Genomic DNA, 15,955 nt, shown 5'->3' on the forward strand with positions numbered 1-15,955 from the left:
GTTTTCCCTCACGCGTTGCGCCGGATGCCTTCAAGCAGGTCGAGAACCTTGTTGGCGGCATCCATGACATTGGTGCCGGGCCCGAAGATTGCCGAGACCCCGTGGTCGAGCAGGAACTGATAATCCTGACGCGGAATGACGCCGCCGACGACGACGATGATGTCTTCCGCACCCTTGTGTTTCAGTGCCTCGACCAGCTGTGGCGCCAGCGTCTTGTGGCCGGCTGCCAGCGACGACATGCCGACCACATGCACCTTGTTCTGAACGGCAAGATCGGCCGCCTCATTGGGCGTCTGGAATAGCGGGCCGGCCAGCACATCAAAACCGATATCGCCGAAGGCGGAGGCGATGACCTTCGCGCCACGATCATGCCCGTCCTGCCCGAGCTTCGCGACCATGATGCGCGGTTTGGTGCCGATCCTTTCCGCAACGCCAGAAAGGCGGGCGGCGAGCGTGGCCAGCTCCGGCTCGTCCTTATAGGCCTCGCCGTAAATATCGCTAACCACTTCCGGCACGGCGGCGTGATCGCCGAAGGCCCGGCGCAGCGCATCGGAAATCTCGCCGACCGTGGCGCGGGCACGGGCGGCGGCGACTGCCGCTTCGAGAATATTGCCCTTGCCGCTGCGGGCGACTTCGGAAAGCGTGGCGAGCGCCTTGGAAACATCTCCACCATCCCGGCGACGTTTGGTGTCCTCAAGCCGGCGGATTTGCGCGGCGCGCACGGCGGCGTTGTCGATATCGAGGACATCGATATCCTCTTCGGTCTCCAGCCGGTAGCGGTTGACCCCGACGATGACCTCTTCCCCTTTGTCCACGGCTGCCTGTCGGCGTGTCGCGGCCTCCTCGATCAGCCGTTTCGGCAGACCCTCCGTCACGGCCTTGGTCATGCCGCCAAGCGCCTCGACTTCCTCGATAAGCGCCCAGGCCTTTTGCGCCAGTTCGTCCGTCAGGCTTTCGACATAATAAGAACCGGCCAGCGGATCGACGACCTTGGTGACGCCGGTTTCATGCTGGAGGATAAGCTGGGTATTACGGGCGATACGGGCGGAAAATTCCGTCGGCAGGGCAATGGCTTCATCGAAGGAATTGGTGTGCAGCGACTGCGTACCACCAAGCACGGCGGACATGGCCTCAAAGGCGGTGCGGACAATGTTGTTATAGGGATCCTGCTCCTGCAGGGACACGCCGGAAGTCTGGCAATGGGTGCGCAGCATCAGCGACGAGGCCTTTTGCGGCTTGAACTCTTCCATGATGCGCGACCACAGGAAGCGCGCGGCGCGCAGCTTGGCTGCTTCCATGAAGAAATTCATGCCGATGGCGAAAAAGAACGACAGGCGACCGGCGAAATCATCGACATTCAGCCCTTTCGCAAGCGCGGCCCGCACATATTCCCGCCCATCCGCCAGCGTGAAGGCAAGCTCCTGCACCAGCGTCGCGCCCGCCTCCTGCATGTGATAGCCGGAGATCGAGATAGAGTTGAATTTAGGCATCTCTTTCGCGGTATATTCGATGATATCGGCGATGATGCGCATCGAAGGTTCGGGCGGATATATATAGGTATTGCGGACCATGAACTCCTTGAGGATATCGTTCTGGATGGTGCCGGAAAGTTGTTCGCGGGAAACGCCCTGTTCTTCACCAGCGACGATGAAATTGGCAAGCACCGGAATAACCGCGCCATTCATGGTCATCGATACCGAGACTTTTTCGAGCGGAATGCCGTCGAACAGGATTTTCATATCCTCGACGCTGTCAATCGCCACGCCGGCCTTGCCGACATCGCCTTCCACCCGCGGATGGTCGCTATCGTAACCACGATGGGTGGCAAGATCGAATGCCACGGAAACGCCCTGCTGGCCGGCAGCAAGCGCCTTGCGGTAAAAGGCATTTGAGGCCTCCGCCGTGGAGAAACCGGCATATTGGCGGATCGTCCATGGCCGCCCGGCATACATGGTGGCGCGCGGGCCGCGGGTGAAGGGCGCAAAGCCCGGCAGGCTTTCGAGATGGGACGTGTTTTGCAGGTCGTCGGCCGTATAAAGCGGCTTGACGTCAATGCCTTCAGGCGTGTGCCAGACGAGTGTTTCCGGTGACCGCTTCAGCTCCTTTTCGGCAAGCTGCAGCCAATCCCGCACCGTTTTTTCACCCGACATGCATCTCTCCCCTTCTGCATTTCATCTTAGCACTGTGGCGGGTGATCGTGACGAAAATCGAACGATCCGCCCGCAGGTCCGAACCCGTAAACCGCTCCGGCCCACATGCGTTCCGGAAAAACGGCAGCGGCCGTCACTCGAATTCGAGGATCACCTCATCCACAGCAAGGCTGTCGCCCGGCTTTGCCGAAACTTTTGCGACGCGGCCGCGTTTTTCGGCACGCAGGATGTTTTCCATCTTCATGGCCTCCACCGTCGCCAGCGCCTGACCAGCCTCCACCTCGTCACCCTCGCTCACCGTGATGCCGGTGATGACGCCCGGCATGGGGCAGAGCAGCAGTTTCGAGGTATCCGGCGGCAGTTTTTCCGGCATCAGCAACGCCAGTTCCGCCACGCGTGGGCTGCGCACGCGGGCGACAACATCCATGCCCCGCCAGCGAAGGCGGATCGCGGCCCCGGCAAGATCGATCTTGGCAGCGACTACCTCGCCCGCTACCGTGAACAGCCCGAGCCTCTGGCCGGGAAGCCAGCCGGTATCGACCGTCAACGCTGTGCCGTCCTCAAAACGGATCGCCGTGCCATCTGCGCCGGTTTCAACGCCGACCCGGTGACGGGAAGCGCCAAACGACACGACCCAATCCTGGCCGACAATGCGGCGATGATTGCCGATGGTGCCGGAAATTTCCACCGCGCGGTTCTGCAACCGCTGCTGAATAATGGCCGCAATGGCAGAAAGCTGACGCGCCGAAGCCTCATCAGGCTCGACGCCGGAAAAGCCTTCCGGAAATTCTTCTGCGATAAAGCCCGTCGTCAGGCGCCCGGCGCGAAAACGCTCATGCTGCATGACCGCCGACAGGAACGGAAGGTTGTGGCCGATACCCTCCACCTCGAAACGGTCCAACGCCTCTCCCATGGCGTCGATTGCCGTTTCGCGGTCCTTACCCCAGCTGCACAGCTTGGCGATCATCGGATCGTAGTACATCGATATCTCGCCGCCTTCGAAAACGCCGGTATCGTTGCGGATGACGGTGCCGTTTTCCTGCTCGCCTTCCTGAGGCGGGCGATAGCGCGTCAGCCGGCCGATGGAGGGCAGGAAGTTGCGATAGGGGTCTTCGGCATAAAGCCGGCTTTCAATCGCCCAGCCGTTCAGCTTCACATCCGCCTGCCCGAAGGACAGCTTTTCCCCGGACGCGACACGGATCATCTGCTCGACCAGATCAATGCCGGTGACGAGTTCCGTCACCGGATGCTCCACCTGCAGGCGGGTGTTCATTTCCAGAAAATAGAAATTGCGGTTGCCATCAACGATGAATTCCACCGTTCCGGCAGAATGGTAGCCGACGGCCCTTGCCAGCGCCACGGCCTCTTCGCCCATGGCTTTTCGTGTCACCTCATCCAGAAACGGCGACGGTGCTTCCTCGATGACTTTCTGGTTGCGGCGCTGGATCGAGCATTCGCGCTCACCCAGATAAAGAATATTGCCGTGCCGGTCGCCCAGCACCTGTATCTCGATATGGCGTGGCTGGGTGACGAATTTCTCGATGAAGATGCGGTCGTCACCAAAAGAGGATTTCGCCTCGTTTTTCGAGGACTGGAAGCCCTCACGCGCCTCGGCGTCGTTAAAGGCGATGCGCATGCCCTTGCCACCACCGCCAGCAGAGGCCTTGATCATCACGGGATAACCGATCTGTGACGCGATCTTGACCGCCTCTTCGGCATCGCCGATCAGCCCCATATGGCCGGGAACGGTGGAAACACCCGCTTCCGCCGCGAGTTTTTTCGAGGTGATCTTGTCACCCATCGCCTTGATGGCGCCAACGGGCGGGCCGATAAAAATGACGCCCGCCTTCTCCAGCGCCTCGGCAAAGGCGGCATTTTCCGACAGGAACCCGTAACCCGGATGCACCGCATCCGCCCCGGTCTTGGCGATTGCCTCAAGGATTTTGTCGATGACGATATAGGACTGCGACGAAGGGGCCGGGCCGATATGAATGGCCTCATCAGCCATCTTTACATGCAGCGCATTGGCATCTGCATCAGAATAGACCGCGACGGTGGCGATGCCCATTTTCTTAGCCGTCTTGATCACCCGGCAGGCGATTTCGCCACGATTGGCGATGAGGATTTTCTTGATCATGCGGTTATTCTCCCCTCGCATCGTCATCATCGTCGCGGAATTTCTTTTCATAGGGCATCAGCAAAATCGCCGAGGCAGCGGCCGCCGCGCCGAACAGGGACGCGATGGGCACGACGACCAGCAGCACCGGCACGACAGGATTTGCGGCCCGGCCGATCCGCGCGCCCAAACCGCCAATATCGAGAAGGAACAGTGCCGCACCGACGCAGATACCGATCAAAACACCAACCGCCGCATTGAGCGCCATGAAGCGCAGCATCTGCCGATGATCTTGCTGCGCGGCCTCCGGTGTCAGCCTGGGTTTCAGGTTACGATTGCCGGATGTCTTACCGGAGCCAGGGTGACGCCGCTGCCGCAGCCAGCGATGCAGCCAATCCATATCGATCTGAAATATACCGACACCCATTTCGCCTCCCTCCTCCATTATCAAACTTCACCCCGTCACCTGTCGCTTTCCGCTGAGGAATCCGCAGACACGGTCAGATAGGAAAAGGGCACGGCATCCGTCAGCCAAACGCCGTTATCGGCCAGGTAGAAACGGTAACCATCCGCAAACCTCTTGGTGGCATCGACAATCAGGACCACAGGCTTTCCATGCCGTTGTCCGACGGCAAGCGCCGTCGTCCGGTCAGCGGAAAGATGAACCTGTTGTCTTTCCCCCGGGCGCAGGCCTTGCTGCAGGATGGAATCGAGAAAACGCGTCGCCGTACCGTGAAACAATTGCGGTGGCGGCTCGGCCGGCGGCTGGCCAAGATCGACCTTCACGGAATGTCCCTGCGCCGCCCGGATGCGGTGACCATCTTCTGACAGCGTGAAGCGCTTCTTGTCGCTTTCGGCGACAACCGCAAGCAAGCCTGCCTCATCGAGCGGCGTGCCGCTCGCATTGGCTTTTGCCAGCAGGTCTGCGACATCCGCCCAACCCTGATGATCCAGAGTGAGGCCAATACTTTCAGGCGCATGGCGCAGAACATAACTCAGGAACTTGCTGGTTGCTGCCGACATCGAATTTCATTCCCCGCTGGTGGATGACAGCACATTCAAATTTCGAAAAAATTCTCGAAGGATTCCGGGAAGTTCTGGCGGGCGACGCGCTCGTCGATGACAAGCATCGCCTGGTAGGACAGCGGATCGAAATTTTTTTCCGCCGGAAGAACTTCGCGGCCGAACAGCAGGTTGAGACGGGCAGCGTCGAGATTACCCCGCTCGAACGGTTCCGGACCGAAATGGTGCCAGAGCGAGTGCAGGAAGGCGGCGTCGATACGGTGTTCCTTGGAGTCGTCGCGCGCCCTGCGGGGTATCATCTTGATGGGCGTCACCCCTTTGGGGTTGGCGCGGCGGATGGTGAACTGGACGCCCGTGCTTGGCATGCCGGAGGGAAACCCCTTGTGTTTGGTCATTTCGGGCAGGTTCGCCATGTCTTTTCCTTCCAGAAGCATTTTCAGTAAAAGCGGTTTTGCTTTATGTCCTGACAATGCGCAAATTCAAATAATGGGAGCGCTTCCACGGTCCAATAAACCAGAAGCGCTCCAGTCTCTCGTTACTTGCCGATCTTGTCCTGCGTCTTCGTCTCGAAGTCGGAGGCATCGTGGCGTTCATGCAGTTGTTCGGACGGATCGCCCGAGGTCTTGTTCACGATCACGCCGCGTTTTACCGCCGGGCGTTCGCCGATTTCAAGCGTCCAGCGCATGAGGTTCTTGTAGCTATCGCCTTCAAGGAAAGCACCGGCATCACCATAGGCCTGACCGATCGCGATCTTGCCATACCACGGCCAGACGGCCATGTCGGCAATCGTGTATTCGTCACCGGCCAGATAACGATTTTCGGCGAGATGCCGGTCCAGCACGTCCAGCTGGCGTTTCACTTCCATGGCGTAGCGATCGATGGCGTATTTGATCTTCACCGGCGCATAAGCGTAGAAATGCCCGAAACCGCCGCCGAGGAAGGGGGCGGAGCCCATCTGCCAGAACAGCCAGTTCAGCGCCTGCGTGCGGGCATTGCCCTCTTTGGGCAGGAAAGCGCCGAATTTTTCCGCGAGATAAACGAGGATCGAACCGCTTTCGAAAACCCGCGTCGGCTCTGATGTGGAATGATCCATCAGCGCCGGGATCTTGGAATTCGGATTGACGCCGACAAAACCGGAACCGAACTGGTCGCCTTCGCCGATCTTGATCAGCCACGCATCATATTCGGCGCCCTTGTGGCCAGCGGCCAGCAATTCTTCCAGCATGATGGAAACCTTCTGGCCATTCGGCGTCGCCAGCGAATAAAGCTGCAGCGGATGTTTGCCGACCGGCAGTTCCTTTTCATGGGTGGGACCGGCAATCGGGCGATTGATATTGGCGAACTGGCCGCCATTGCCCTTGTCCCAGGTCCAGACCTTGGGCACTTCATATCCGGCGGGGAAATTATCTGCAGAGGAATTTTCGGCCATAAAACTCTGTCCTTGTGCGTTTCGGGAGGGCATCCGAAGGTCCGGGCGCCTGAACATCATTATAGTAAGGTGGCCGAAGCATTTTTCCAGCCCCGTAGCGGATCAGAGCGGAATGGTATCGTGTTTCTTCCAGCGGGTTTCGACACTCTTGTTGCGCAGCGAGGCAAATGCACGGGCGATGCGGCGGCGCGAGGAATGCGGCATGATCACCTCGTCGATGAAACCACGTTCCGCCGCCACGAACGGATTGGCGAAACGCTCCTCATATTCCTTCGTGCGCGCGGCAATCTTCTCGGGATCGGCAAGCTCGGAGCGATAGAGGATTTCCGCCGCACCCTTGGCGCCCATGACCGCGATTTCCGCCGTCGGCCAGGCGTAGTTCACATCTGCGCCAATGTGCTTTGAGGCCATCACGTCATAAGCGCCGCCATAGGCCTTGCGCGTAATCAGCGTCACCATCGGCACCGTGGCCTCCGAATAGGCGAAGAGAAGTTTCGCGCCGTGCTTGATGACACCGCCATATTCCTGCGCCGTACCCGGCAGGAAGCCCGGCACATCCACCAGCGTCAGCAGCGGAATGTTGAAGGCATCGCAGAAGCGTACGAAACGGGCGGCCTTGCGCGAACTGTCGATGTCGAGGCAGCCGGCCAGCACCATCGGCTGGTTGGCCACAACCCCCACCGTCTGGCCTTCGAGACGAATGAAGCCGGTGATGATGTTGCGAGCAAAGGCCTCCTGCAACTCAAAGAAATCGCCCTCGTCGGCCAGCGCGTGGATCAGTTCCTTCATGTCATAGGGCTTGTTGGAACTATCGGGGATCAGCGTATCCAGCCGTGCCTCTAGCCGCGCCGGATCGTCATGGAACGGACGCACCGGCGGCTTTTCGCGATTGTTGAGCGGCAGGAAATCGAACAGCAGCCGCACATGTTCCAGCGTTTCGATGTCGTTTTCGTAAGCGCCATCGGCGACAGAGGATTTTTTCGTATGGGTGGAGGCCCCGCCAAGTTCTTCGGCCGTGACGATTTCGTTCGTTACCGTCTTCACCACATCCGGCCCGGTGACGAACATGTAGGAGGTGTCGCGCACCATGAAGATGAAATCTGTCATGGCGGGCGAATAAACGGCACCACCGGCACATGGCCCCATGATGACGGAGATTTGCGGAACGACGCCGGAGGCGACGACATTGCGCTTGAAGACGTCGGCATAACCGCCAAGCGAGGCGACACCCTCCTGAATGCGCGCGCCGCCGCTGTCGTTGAGCCCAATCACCGGCGCGCCGTTCCTGACCGCCATATCCATGATCTTGCAGATTTTCTGGGCGTGGGTTTCCGAGAGCGAACCGCCAAGCACGGTGAAATCCTGGGAAAACACATAGACCTGCCGGCCATTGATGGTGCCCCAGCCGGTAACGACGCCATCGCCGGCGATCTTCTGCCCCGCCATGCCGAAATCCACCGCCCGGTGGGTGACATACATGTCGTATTCTTCGAAGGAACCTTCATCCAAAAGCACGTCGATACGCTCGCGCGCGGTCAGCTTGCCCTTGGCATGCTGCGCCTCGATGCGCTTGACGCCACCGCCGAGCCTTGCCTCTTCCCGCCGCGTTTCCAACTGCTCCAGAATGCCGGGCATGTTTCCTCCATGCGTTGTCATTACGATCCATAGCCCAGAAAATAGTCGTCCAGAAGCCTTGATCGTGCGCGTATGCGTGCCATAAATATTTGCAATATTAAATTTTGCAAAGTTGCAACATGGCGACGGAAAAACTCTTCATCGGCCGCAAGGTTCGCGGCCTTCGCGAAAATGCCCGCGCCACGCAGGCGCAATTTGCCGAACGGCTGGGCATCTCCGCAAGTTACCTGAACCAGATCGAGAACAACCAGCGTCCGGTTTCGGCCAGCGTTCTGGTGACGCTGGTGGAGAAATTTCAGCTCGACATGGCGGAACTGGCGACCGGCGAAAACGACCGGCTGGTTTCCGCCGTGCGCGAGGCGCTGAAAGATCCGCTGTTCATGAATTACGAACCGGGGCTTCAGGAATTGAAGCTGATTGCCCAGAACGCTCCCGGTTTTGCCCATGCACTGCTGCGCGCCCATCAGGCTTACCGGCAGAACAGCGAACAGCTGGTGCAGCTGGACGACCGGCTGGGCCGCGGCACCGCGCAGGTGGAAAGAACCCCCTATGAAGAGGTGCGTGACTTCTTCCACTTCGTCGACAATTACGTCGCCGAAATCGACCTTCTGGCCGAGGAGCTGGCGCAGGAACTGGAGATAGAAGGCGGCGAGACCTACGGCATTCTGGCGGCGCATCTGCGCGGCCGCTACGGCATCCACATCACAAGAACCGAGGCGGCGGGCGGCCTGATACGGCATTTCGACCCTGCCGGCAAAACGCTCGCCCTCAGCTCCTACATGGCAGCGCCGACCCGCAGCTTTCAGCTGGCATTGCAGATCGCCCAGCTTCACGCCGGCGCTTCCGTAGACAGGCTGCTGGCCAGCGCCGGTTTCCGCAATGCCGAAGCCGCGGAAATCTGTCGTATCGGGCTGCACAATTATTTCGCCGCAGCCCTCATCCTGCCCTATGGCCGCTTTCACCGCGCGGCGCAGGAGCTGCGGCATGATCTCGAGCTTCTGGCCGTGCGTTTCGGCGCGAGCCTAGAACAGGTGGCGCATAGGCTCAGCACGCTGCAACGGCCGGGCTTGAAGGGCGTGCCGATCTTCTTTGCCAAGATCGACCGCGCCGGCAACATCACCAAACGCCACAGCGCTACACGACTGCAATTTGCCCGTTTCGGCGCGGCCTGTCCGCTGTGGAACATCCATCAGGCTTTCGAAAGTTCCGACAGGATCGTGCGGCAGCTGGCGGAAACGCCTGACGGCGTGCGCTATCTTTCCATCGCCACCCAGATCGAGAAGGCCGGTGCCGGTTTCAATACCGAGAGGCCGCGTTACGCCATCGCGCTTGGCTGCGAAATTTCCCATGCGCAGAATTTCGTTTATGCCGATACGCTCGATCTCGGCAATTCAGCCTCCTTCAAACCGATCGGCATTTCCTGTCGGGTCTGCGAAAGGGTGGATTGCGTGCAGCGCGCCGTACCGCCGCTGAAACGCAAACTGCAATTCGACCACCTTTCGCGTGGAGCATTGCCCTACAGCATCGCAGATTTTTAGCCTTTGGAGCCCGCTTATGGCAGCGGCACCATGGCGCGACGCATGATATTGGCATAATAACCCCAGAAAAGCCGGGCGGCCACCGAGCGCCACGGCGACCAGAGTGTCGCCCGCTCCGCCAGCCATTTCGCCTCCGGCCTCACTTCCAGATCAAGCGCATGCGCCACTGCCGATCTCAGCGCCACATCGCCGACCGGAAAAATATCCGGATGTCCGCCGCAGAACATCAGATAGACCTCCGCCGTCCATGGGCCGATACCACGAAGCGCGACCAGCTCGGAAAGGGCAGTTCCCGGCTCCTTGCGCACTACGCCGTCCAGATCGACCTGCCCTTCCGTGACGGCACGCGCCAGCCCTTCCAGCGTCGTTGCCTTGGCACGGGAAAGGCCAAAGGTGGCGCGTAACTCCTCCGGTGCGGCGAGATAATTTTCCGCCGTAACCACGCCATCGGTGCCGGCAAGGATTCGCGCCCAGATGGCATTGGCGCTGGCGCGCGACACCATCTGCGAGACGATGATGTGGGCAAGGCCGGCAAAGCCGGGCTCATGAATGCGCAGTTCCAGCGGGCCGGCTTTTTCGATGACGAGGCTGAGCGCGGGATCGAGGCGGGCGAGATGCTCCAGCCCTTCGTTGATATCATCCATTCTGGTAATGATTTTCATCTTCGCATTCCGTATCCGTCCCACACGCAGCCGGCTGGCGGGGTGCTTTAAAACATGGCAGAAGAAACCATGCCTTCGCCTCTCCGTCAAAAACCGGTTTACCGATTTGCGCCAAGCCCTAACGGCCTGTTGCATCTCGGCCATGCGCTTTCCGCCTTCCTGAACCATGATATGGCGCGGGACAATGGCGGCCGCTTTCTGCTGCGTATCGAAGATATCGACCAGACGCGCTGCACACCGGAATTGGAGCAGGCGATCTATGACGATCTCGGCTGGCTGGAGCTAGCCTGGGAAAACCCTGTCCGGCGTCAATCGGATCATTTCGATGCGTATCGCGTGGCGCTGGACAGGCTGATCGACGCGGGCCTTGCCTATCCTGCCTTTCTGAGCCGTGGAGAAACCAAGGCGATCGTCAAAGCCTTCGAGGCCGATGGCGGGCTCTGGCCGCGCGATCCGGATGGCGCGCCACTCTATCCATCGGTGGACCGCGAAAGGCCCGAGGCGGAACGGACAAAACTCCTCGCCGCCGGTCAGCAACATGCCTGGCGGCTTGATATGGAAAAGGCGATCCGCGCCACCAGCAGCCCCCTGTTCTGGCAGGAGAGCGGCGATGGCGAGACGGGGAAAATCGAGGCCCAGCCGGCACTCTGGGGTGATGTGGTGCTGTCGCGTTCCGACGCGCCTTCGAGCTATCATCTTTCCGTTGTGGTGGATGATGCACTGCAGGGCATAACCCATGTGGTGCGCGGCATGGATCTGTTCCACGCAACTGCTATTCATCGGCTGCTGCAGCATCTGCTGGACCTGCCGCAACCCGCCTATCACCATCACCGGCTTATTTCGGGCGCGGACGGGCGCAAGCTTTCGAAAAGCGAAGGCAGCACCGGGCTTTCCGCCCTTCGCGCCGAAGGGGCGACGCCCTCAGATATCCGCCGGCTTGTCGGCCTCCTCTAGCGCCCGCTCGCGGCGAGCGCCGTTGCCGCCGATATTGCGACGGATGATCTGCCGCACCTTGTATTTCATGAGTGCGGCATTGACCTCGGCACCCAGCATGAAGATGACGCCGACCATATAAAGAAACACCAGTACCACCATGACAGAGGCGAGACCCGCATAGGTCGCGGCATAATTGGCGAAGGTGGAGAGGTAATAGGCAAAGATTGCTGCACCGATGACCCAGAAGATCATCGTCAACAAAATGCCGGGCCAGACGTCCCAGATGCGCCGCTTGCCGGCAGGAAGCCACAGATGCGCGGCCACCAGCCCCGCTGTCAGCACGACGATCGTGCCATAAAGACCGAGGTTGGAAATGGTGTTCAGCACATCCGTCAGCCATGGAAACCGCTCTTCGGCAAAGGAGGTGGCGACCGGCACGGCGACCAGCACGATGCTGATGCCGGTAAAGACAACCACCGCGATCAGCACATAAAGCAGGCTGAGCAGACGGGTAATGTACCACCAGCGTGTTTCGGTGACGCGATAGGCGCGGTTCAGCGAAATTCTCAGCGCCTCGACGCCATTGGAGGCAAAATAGGCGGCGGCCAGCACCGAGATCGTCAGCAGTCCGCCGCGCGGAATGGTGAGCACCTGCTGCACCTGCGCCGCAAGCGGCCCGGCAATCGCTTCCGGCCAGGTATCGAAAATCAGATGCACCGCCGTTTCGGAAAACTGGTCGGCGCCCAGAAAACCGGCCAGAGCCGTGCCGAAGATCAGGAACGGGAAAAGCGCCAGAAGAATGGACAGCGCCATATGGCTCGCCATCGCCCAGCCGTCATCCTCGGCGAAATGGGAATAGGCATCGAAGGCAACCTTGCCTGCCAGGCGCACTGCGGCAACCATGTCACCTCCATTCATCGGCATTTCATTTGTAACTTCGAGCCGAATATGGGAAATCAGCTTTGCTTTGTACAGCGCGCAAACCCGTCTTTCGGTTCCCGCCGGGGCACGAATTTTGCGCAATTCAATTTTCACGGGCCGGACCATCGGGCCAGAACACCATTTGGCTTTCCGGAGCGGCAGATGTCTGAAAAACCCGTCATCATCATCACCGGATGTTCCTCGGGCATCGGCGCTTATTGCGCCGGCGCACTCCAGCGGGACGGCTGGAGGGTCTTTGCCACCGTGCGCCGCATCGTCGACATGGCCGCGCTTGAAAACCAGGGCATCGAAACCCTGATCATGGACTACACCAAACCCGAGACCATTGCCGCGCTGGTGGATACCGTCGCAGCCCGGACCGGCGGCCGCATCGATGCGCTGTTCAACAACGGCGCCTATGGCCAGCCTGGTGCGGTGGAAGATCTGCCGGTGGAGGCGCTGCGGGCGCAGTTCGAAACCAATGTCTTCGGCTGGCACGATCTCACACGACGGGTCATTCCCTTCATGCGCAAGCGTGGTTCAGGCCGTATCGTGCATTGCTCCTCCATTCTCGGCCTCGTACCCTATCGGTATCGTGGCGCCTACACCGCCTCGAAATTCGCGATCGAGGGACTGGGCGTCACCCTGCGCATGGAACTCCAGGGCAGTGGCATCCATGTGAGCCTGATCGAACCCGGTCCGATCACCTCGAAATTCACCACGACGGCGCTTGCCCATGTCAGGGACAAGATCGATCTGGAAAATTCTGCCCATGCGGTGGAATATAAACGTCAGCTGGCGCGCATGGATGGTTCAGGCCCCGTCAACCGCCACAAGCTTGGCCCCGAGGCCGTTTATGCCGTGCTGAAACACGCCCTGACCGCCGCGAAACCAAAACCGCATTATCCCGTCACCGTTCCAGCCAAACAGGGTCTGTTGCTGAAACGGCTCTTGCCTGCCGGACTGTTCTATCGTCTGCTGCGCAGATTCGATTGAGGAGGAGTAACCCCTAAATGTCCGGCTTCACCAGTGTTCTGGCCCTTATCGTCATGGGCCTTGTCGTCATCGTGCTGATACGTGGCCTTTTCAACATGCTGAAGGGACAGGACGCCAACCGTTCCAACAAGCTGATGCAGCTTCGTCTGCTGTTACAGGCCATCGCCATCGTACTGATCATGCTGACACTCTGGCTCACCGGCGGCGGCCGCTGACATGGTGAAACTGAACAAGATCTACACGCGCACTGGCGACAAGGGCACGACGGCGCTGGTTTCCGGCCCGCGCCGCCTGAAGCACGATCTGCGCGTCGAGGCCTATGGCACGGTGGACGAGACCAATTCGGCCATAGGCATGGTGCGGCTGCACACGAGCGGGCTGGAAAAGCTTGATGCCATGCTGTTTCGCATCCAGAACGACCTCTTCGATCTCGGCGCCGACCTCGCCACGCCTGACAGCGGCGAGCCGCTGTCCTACGAACCACTGCGCATCGTCGAAAGCCAGGTTACCCGGCTCGAAAACGAAATCGATGAACTCAACGCGACGCTCGAACCGCTGACATCTTTCGTGCTGCCGGGTGGCAGTGCCGCAGCGGCCAATCTGCATATGGCGCGCACGATCTGCCGCCGTGCGGAAAGGCTGATGGTGGCCCTTTCAGTCACGGAGAACGAGATCGTCAGCCCGGCGGCCATCAAATACGCCAACCGCCTGTCCGACTTCCTGTTCGTCGCAGCGCGTTTCGCCAATGATACGGGCAAGGCCGACATTTTATGGGTTCCCGGCAAGAACCGCTGAAAACCTGAGACAATCGCGCAACCAAAGGGCATTCGATGTTCATACCGCTGCACGACGCGAATTCCCTGAAACACATCCGGCTGCAATATGTCACGATCGGCCTGATCGTCGTCAATGTGCTGGTCTGGCTGTTTACCGGCGTGCTTGCCAGTGACACGGAGGCCAATGCCGCCGCACTTGGCCTCGGCTTCATTCCGGCAGTCGTGTTCGATTATGCCTATCTGGAGCCGGCCCTGCAGGTGGTGCCTGATGACCTGACTGTCGTCACCTATGCGTTCCTGCACCTCGATTTCTGGCATCTGGCCGGCAACATGCTGTTTCTCTGGGTCTTCGGCGACAATGTCGAGGACGCGCTTGGCCATTTCCGGTTCCTGATCTTCTATCTCGCCTGCGCCATCGCCGGTGCGCTGCTACACGGTTTTGTCGGCCCCATGTCGGAGGGACCGCTGATCGGTGCATCCGGCGCGGTTTCCGGCGTCGTCGCGGCCTATTTCCTGCTGCACCCCAAAGTGCGCGTCTGGGTGCTGGTCTTCATGCGTATTCCGCTGCCCCTGCCCGCCTTCATTCCGCTGGCGCTTTGGATTGGCCAGCAGTTCCTGATGCTGGCGCTCGGGCTGGAAGAAAACGTCTCCTGGGGCGCACATGTGGGCGGCATAGTGGCAGGTGCCGTCATGGTGCTTTTCATGCGCAGGCCGGGCGTTCCGCTGTTCGACCGCACCATTGTTCCGCCGAGGGCGGCGCAGTTCAAGAATCCGTCGCAAACGGCAGGGTTGTCGCAAATCGAACGGGGCTATGACGGGGGCGGATAAGCCCGTTCGGAAGAGATAAAGTATTTACGTTAACGTCAACGTAAGATATGCCTTACGTGCATGTGATAATGAACATTGCTCCGTTGTATTTGCGGGAAAAATGCTTATCCATGTCGCCAACCTGTTTTTGGAGGTCCGCGCGGTCTATTCACCAAGCGGACAGGAGTTTGAGGAAAGCCGCCGATGAAAATCCTTGTCCCCGTTAAACGAGTCGTCGATTACAACGTGAAGATCCGCGTGAAATCGGATGGTTCTGGCGTTGAGCTTGCCAATGTGAAGATGTCGATGAACCCGTTCGACGAAATCTCGGTGGAAGAGGCGCTTCGTCTGAAGGAAGCCGGCAAGGCCGAAGAGGTTGTGGTTGTGTCCATCGGCCCGGCCAAAGCGGAAGAAACGCTGCGCACGGCGCTTGCCATGGGTGCTGACCGCGCCATCCTGATCGAGACCGACGAAACGGTAGAGCCGCTTGCCGTTGCCAAGCTTCTGAAGGGCGTGGCAGAGGCTGAACAGCCCGGCCTCGTCATCGTCGGCAAGCAGGCGATCGATGACGATTCGAACCAGACCGGCCAGATGCTGGCAGCGCTTCTCGGCTGGGGCCAGGGCACCTTCGCCTCGAAGGTCGAGCCTTCCGACGGCAAGGTTGCGGTCACCCGCGAAGTCGATGGCGGCCTGCAGACCGTTGAGCTGAAGCTTCCCGCCGTTGTCACCACCGATCTTCGCCTGAACGAGCCGCGTTATGCCTCGCTGCCGAACATCATGAAGGCCAAGAAGAAGCCGCTCGATAAAAAGGCTCCGGCCGATTTCGGCGTCGATGTTTCGCCGCGCCTCAAGGTGCTGAAGACTGAAGAGCCGGCAGGCCGCAAGGCCGGCATCAAGGTCGGTTCGGTTGCCGAGCTGGTCGAAAAGCTCAAAGCCGACGGCGTCCTCTAAGGTTTAGGAAAAGGG

Annotated in this window: 16 protein-coding genes; 7 read left to right on the forward strand and 9 right to left on the reverse strand. The window is 59.9% G+C overall.

Translation table 11 applies throughout. The annotated features are described in order from the left end of the window. Positions 1-8: 8 nt before the first annotated feature. The 7 genes from scpA to EXN68_RS13835 all read right to left on the reverse strand — a co-directional run bounded on the left by scpA (position 9) and on the right by EXN68_RS13835 (position 8,353). Positions 9-2,150 carry a methylmalonyl-CoA mutase gene (gene scpA / locus EXN68_RS13805; RefSeq protein WP_142841469.1) on the reverse strand — a complete coding sequence of 714 codons (2,142 nt, stop codon included), beginning with the start codon at positions 2,148-2,150 and terminating at the stop codon, positions 9-11. Positions 2,151-2,283: 133 nt separating this feature from the next. Then, on the reverse strand, positions 2,284-4,287 hold the full coding sequence (locus tag EXN68_RS13810) for an acetyl-CoA carboxylase biotin carboxylase subunit (RefSeq protein WP_142841470.1): 2,004 nt from the start codon (positions 4,285-4,287) through the stop codon (positions 2,284-2,286). 4 nt (positions 4,288-4,291) lie between these two features. Further along, positions 4,292-4,693: a hypothetical protein gene (locus EXN68_RS13815; RefSeq protein WP_193559523.1), complete on the reverse strand. Its 402-nt coding sequence runs from the start codon at positions 4,691-4,693 to the stop codon at positions 4,292-4,294. Between the two features lie 35 nt (positions 4,694-4,728). Then, complete coding sequence (locus tag EXN68_RS13820) at positions 4,729-5,289, reverse strand: RNA 2'-phosphotransferase (RefSeq protein WP_142841472.1); 561 nt, start codon at positions 5,287-5,289, stop codon at positions 4,729-4,731. 35 nt (positions 5,290-5,324) lie between these two features. Next, on the reverse strand, positions 5,325-5,702 hold the full coding sequence (locus EXN68_RS13825; RefSeq protein ID WP_046799812.1) for a hypothetical protein: 378 nt from the start codon (positions 5,700-5,702) through the stop codon (positions 5,325-5,327). A 122-nt stretch (positions 5,703-5,824) separates the two neighbouring features. Next, on the reverse strand, positions 5,825-6,718 hold the full coding sequence (gene yghU / locus EXN68_RS13830; RefSeq protein ID WP_142841473.1) for a glutathione-dependent disulfide-bond oxidoreductase: 894 nt from the start codon (positions 6,716-6,718) through the stop codon (positions 5,825-5,827). Between the two features lie 102 nt (positions 6,719-6,820). Then, the gene (locus EXN68_RS13835; protein WP_142841474.1) at positions 6,821-8,353 is read right to left on the reverse strand and encodes an acyl-CoA carboxylase subunit beta; all 1,533 of its coding nucleotides are present in this window, start codon (positions 8,351-8,353) and stop codon (positions 6,821-6,823) included. Positions 8,354-8,472: 119 nt separating this feature from the next. Between EXN68_RS13835 and EXN68_RS13840 the strand changes: the two genes are divergently transcribed. Next, entirely contained in the window at positions 8,473-9,891 is a 1,419-nt protein-coding gene (locus EXN68_RS13840; protein WP_142841475.1) for a helix-turn-helix domain-containing protein, read from the forward strand. Between the two features lie 14 nt (positions 9,892-9,905). Here the strand turns inward: EXN68_RS13840 and EXN68_RS13845 are convergent, their stop codons facing one another. After that, entirely contained in the window at positions 9,906-10,553 is a 648-nt protein-coding gene (locus EXN68_RS13845) for a DNA-3-methyladenine glycosylase family protein (RefSeq protein ID WP_142841476.1), read from the reverse strand. A 54-nt stretch (positions 10,554-10,607) separates the two neighbouring features. On the opposite strand from EXN68_RS13845, the gene gluQRS reads away from it, so the two are divergent. Beyond that, a complete protein-coding gene (gene gluQRS / locus EXN68_RS13850) occupies positions 10,608-11,507 on the forward strand; it encodes a tRNA glutamyl-Q(34) synthetase GluQRS (RefSeq protein ID WP_142841477.1) in 900 nt (299 codons plus the stop codon). Here gluQRS and EXN68_RS13855 read toward each other — a convergent pair. Beyond that, entirely contained in the window at positions 11,475-12,392 is a 918-nt protein-coding gene (locus tag EXN68_RS13855; RefSeq protein WP_142841478.1) for a YihY/virulence factor BrkB family protein, read from the reverse strand. The two genes, gluQRS and EXN68_RS13855, sit on opposite strands and share 33 nt — an antisense overlap. Positions 12,393-12,572: 180 nt before the next feature. Here EXN68_RS13855 and EXN68_RS13860 point away from each other — a divergent pair, with 180 nt between their 5' ends. The 5 genes from EXN68_RS13860 to EXN68_RS13880 all read left to right on the forward strand — a co-directional run bounded on the left by EXN68_RS13860 (position 12,573) and on the right by EXN68_RS13880 (position 15,940). Next, positions 12,573-13,406: an SDR family oxidoreductase gene (locus EXN68_RS13860; RefSeq protein ID WP_142841479.1), complete on the forward strand. Its 834-nt coding sequence runs from the start codon at positions 12,573-12,575 to the stop codon at positions 13,404-13,406. Positions 13,407-13,423: 17 nt separating this feature from the next. Continuing rightward, a complete protein-coding gene (locus tag EXN68_RS13865) occupies positions 13,424-13,621 on the forward strand; it encodes a twin transmembrane helix small protein (RefSeq protein WP_046799819.1) in 198 nt (65 codons plus the stop codon). 1 nt (position 13,622) lies between these two features. After that, entirely contained in the window at positions 13,623-14,201 is a 579-nt protein-coding gene (locus tag EXN68_RS13870) for a cob(I)yrinic acid a,c-diamide adenosyltransferase (protein WP_142841480.1), read from the forward strand. 35 nt (positions 14,202-14,236) lie between these two features. After that, positions 14,237-15,010: a rhomboid family intramembrane serine protease gene (locus EXN68_RS13875; RefSeq protein WP_142841481.1), complete on the forward strand. Its 774-nt coding sequence runs from the start codon at positions 14,237-14,239 to the stop codon at positions 15,008-15,010. Between the two features lie 183 nt (positions 15,011-15,193). Beyond that, entirely contained in the window at positions 15,194-15,940 is a 747-nt protein-coding gene (locus EXN68_RS13880) for an electron transfer flavoprotein subunit beta/FixA family protein (protein WP_035222604.1), read from the forward strand. Positions 15,941-15,955 lie beyond the last annotated feature (15 nt).

The sequence above is a fragment of the Martinezella rhizogenes genome, assembly GCF_007002745.1.
Classification (GTDB): domain Bacteria; phylum Pseudomonadota; class Alphaproteobacteria; order Rhizobiales; family Rhizobiaceae; genus Agrobacterium; species Agrobacterium cucumeris.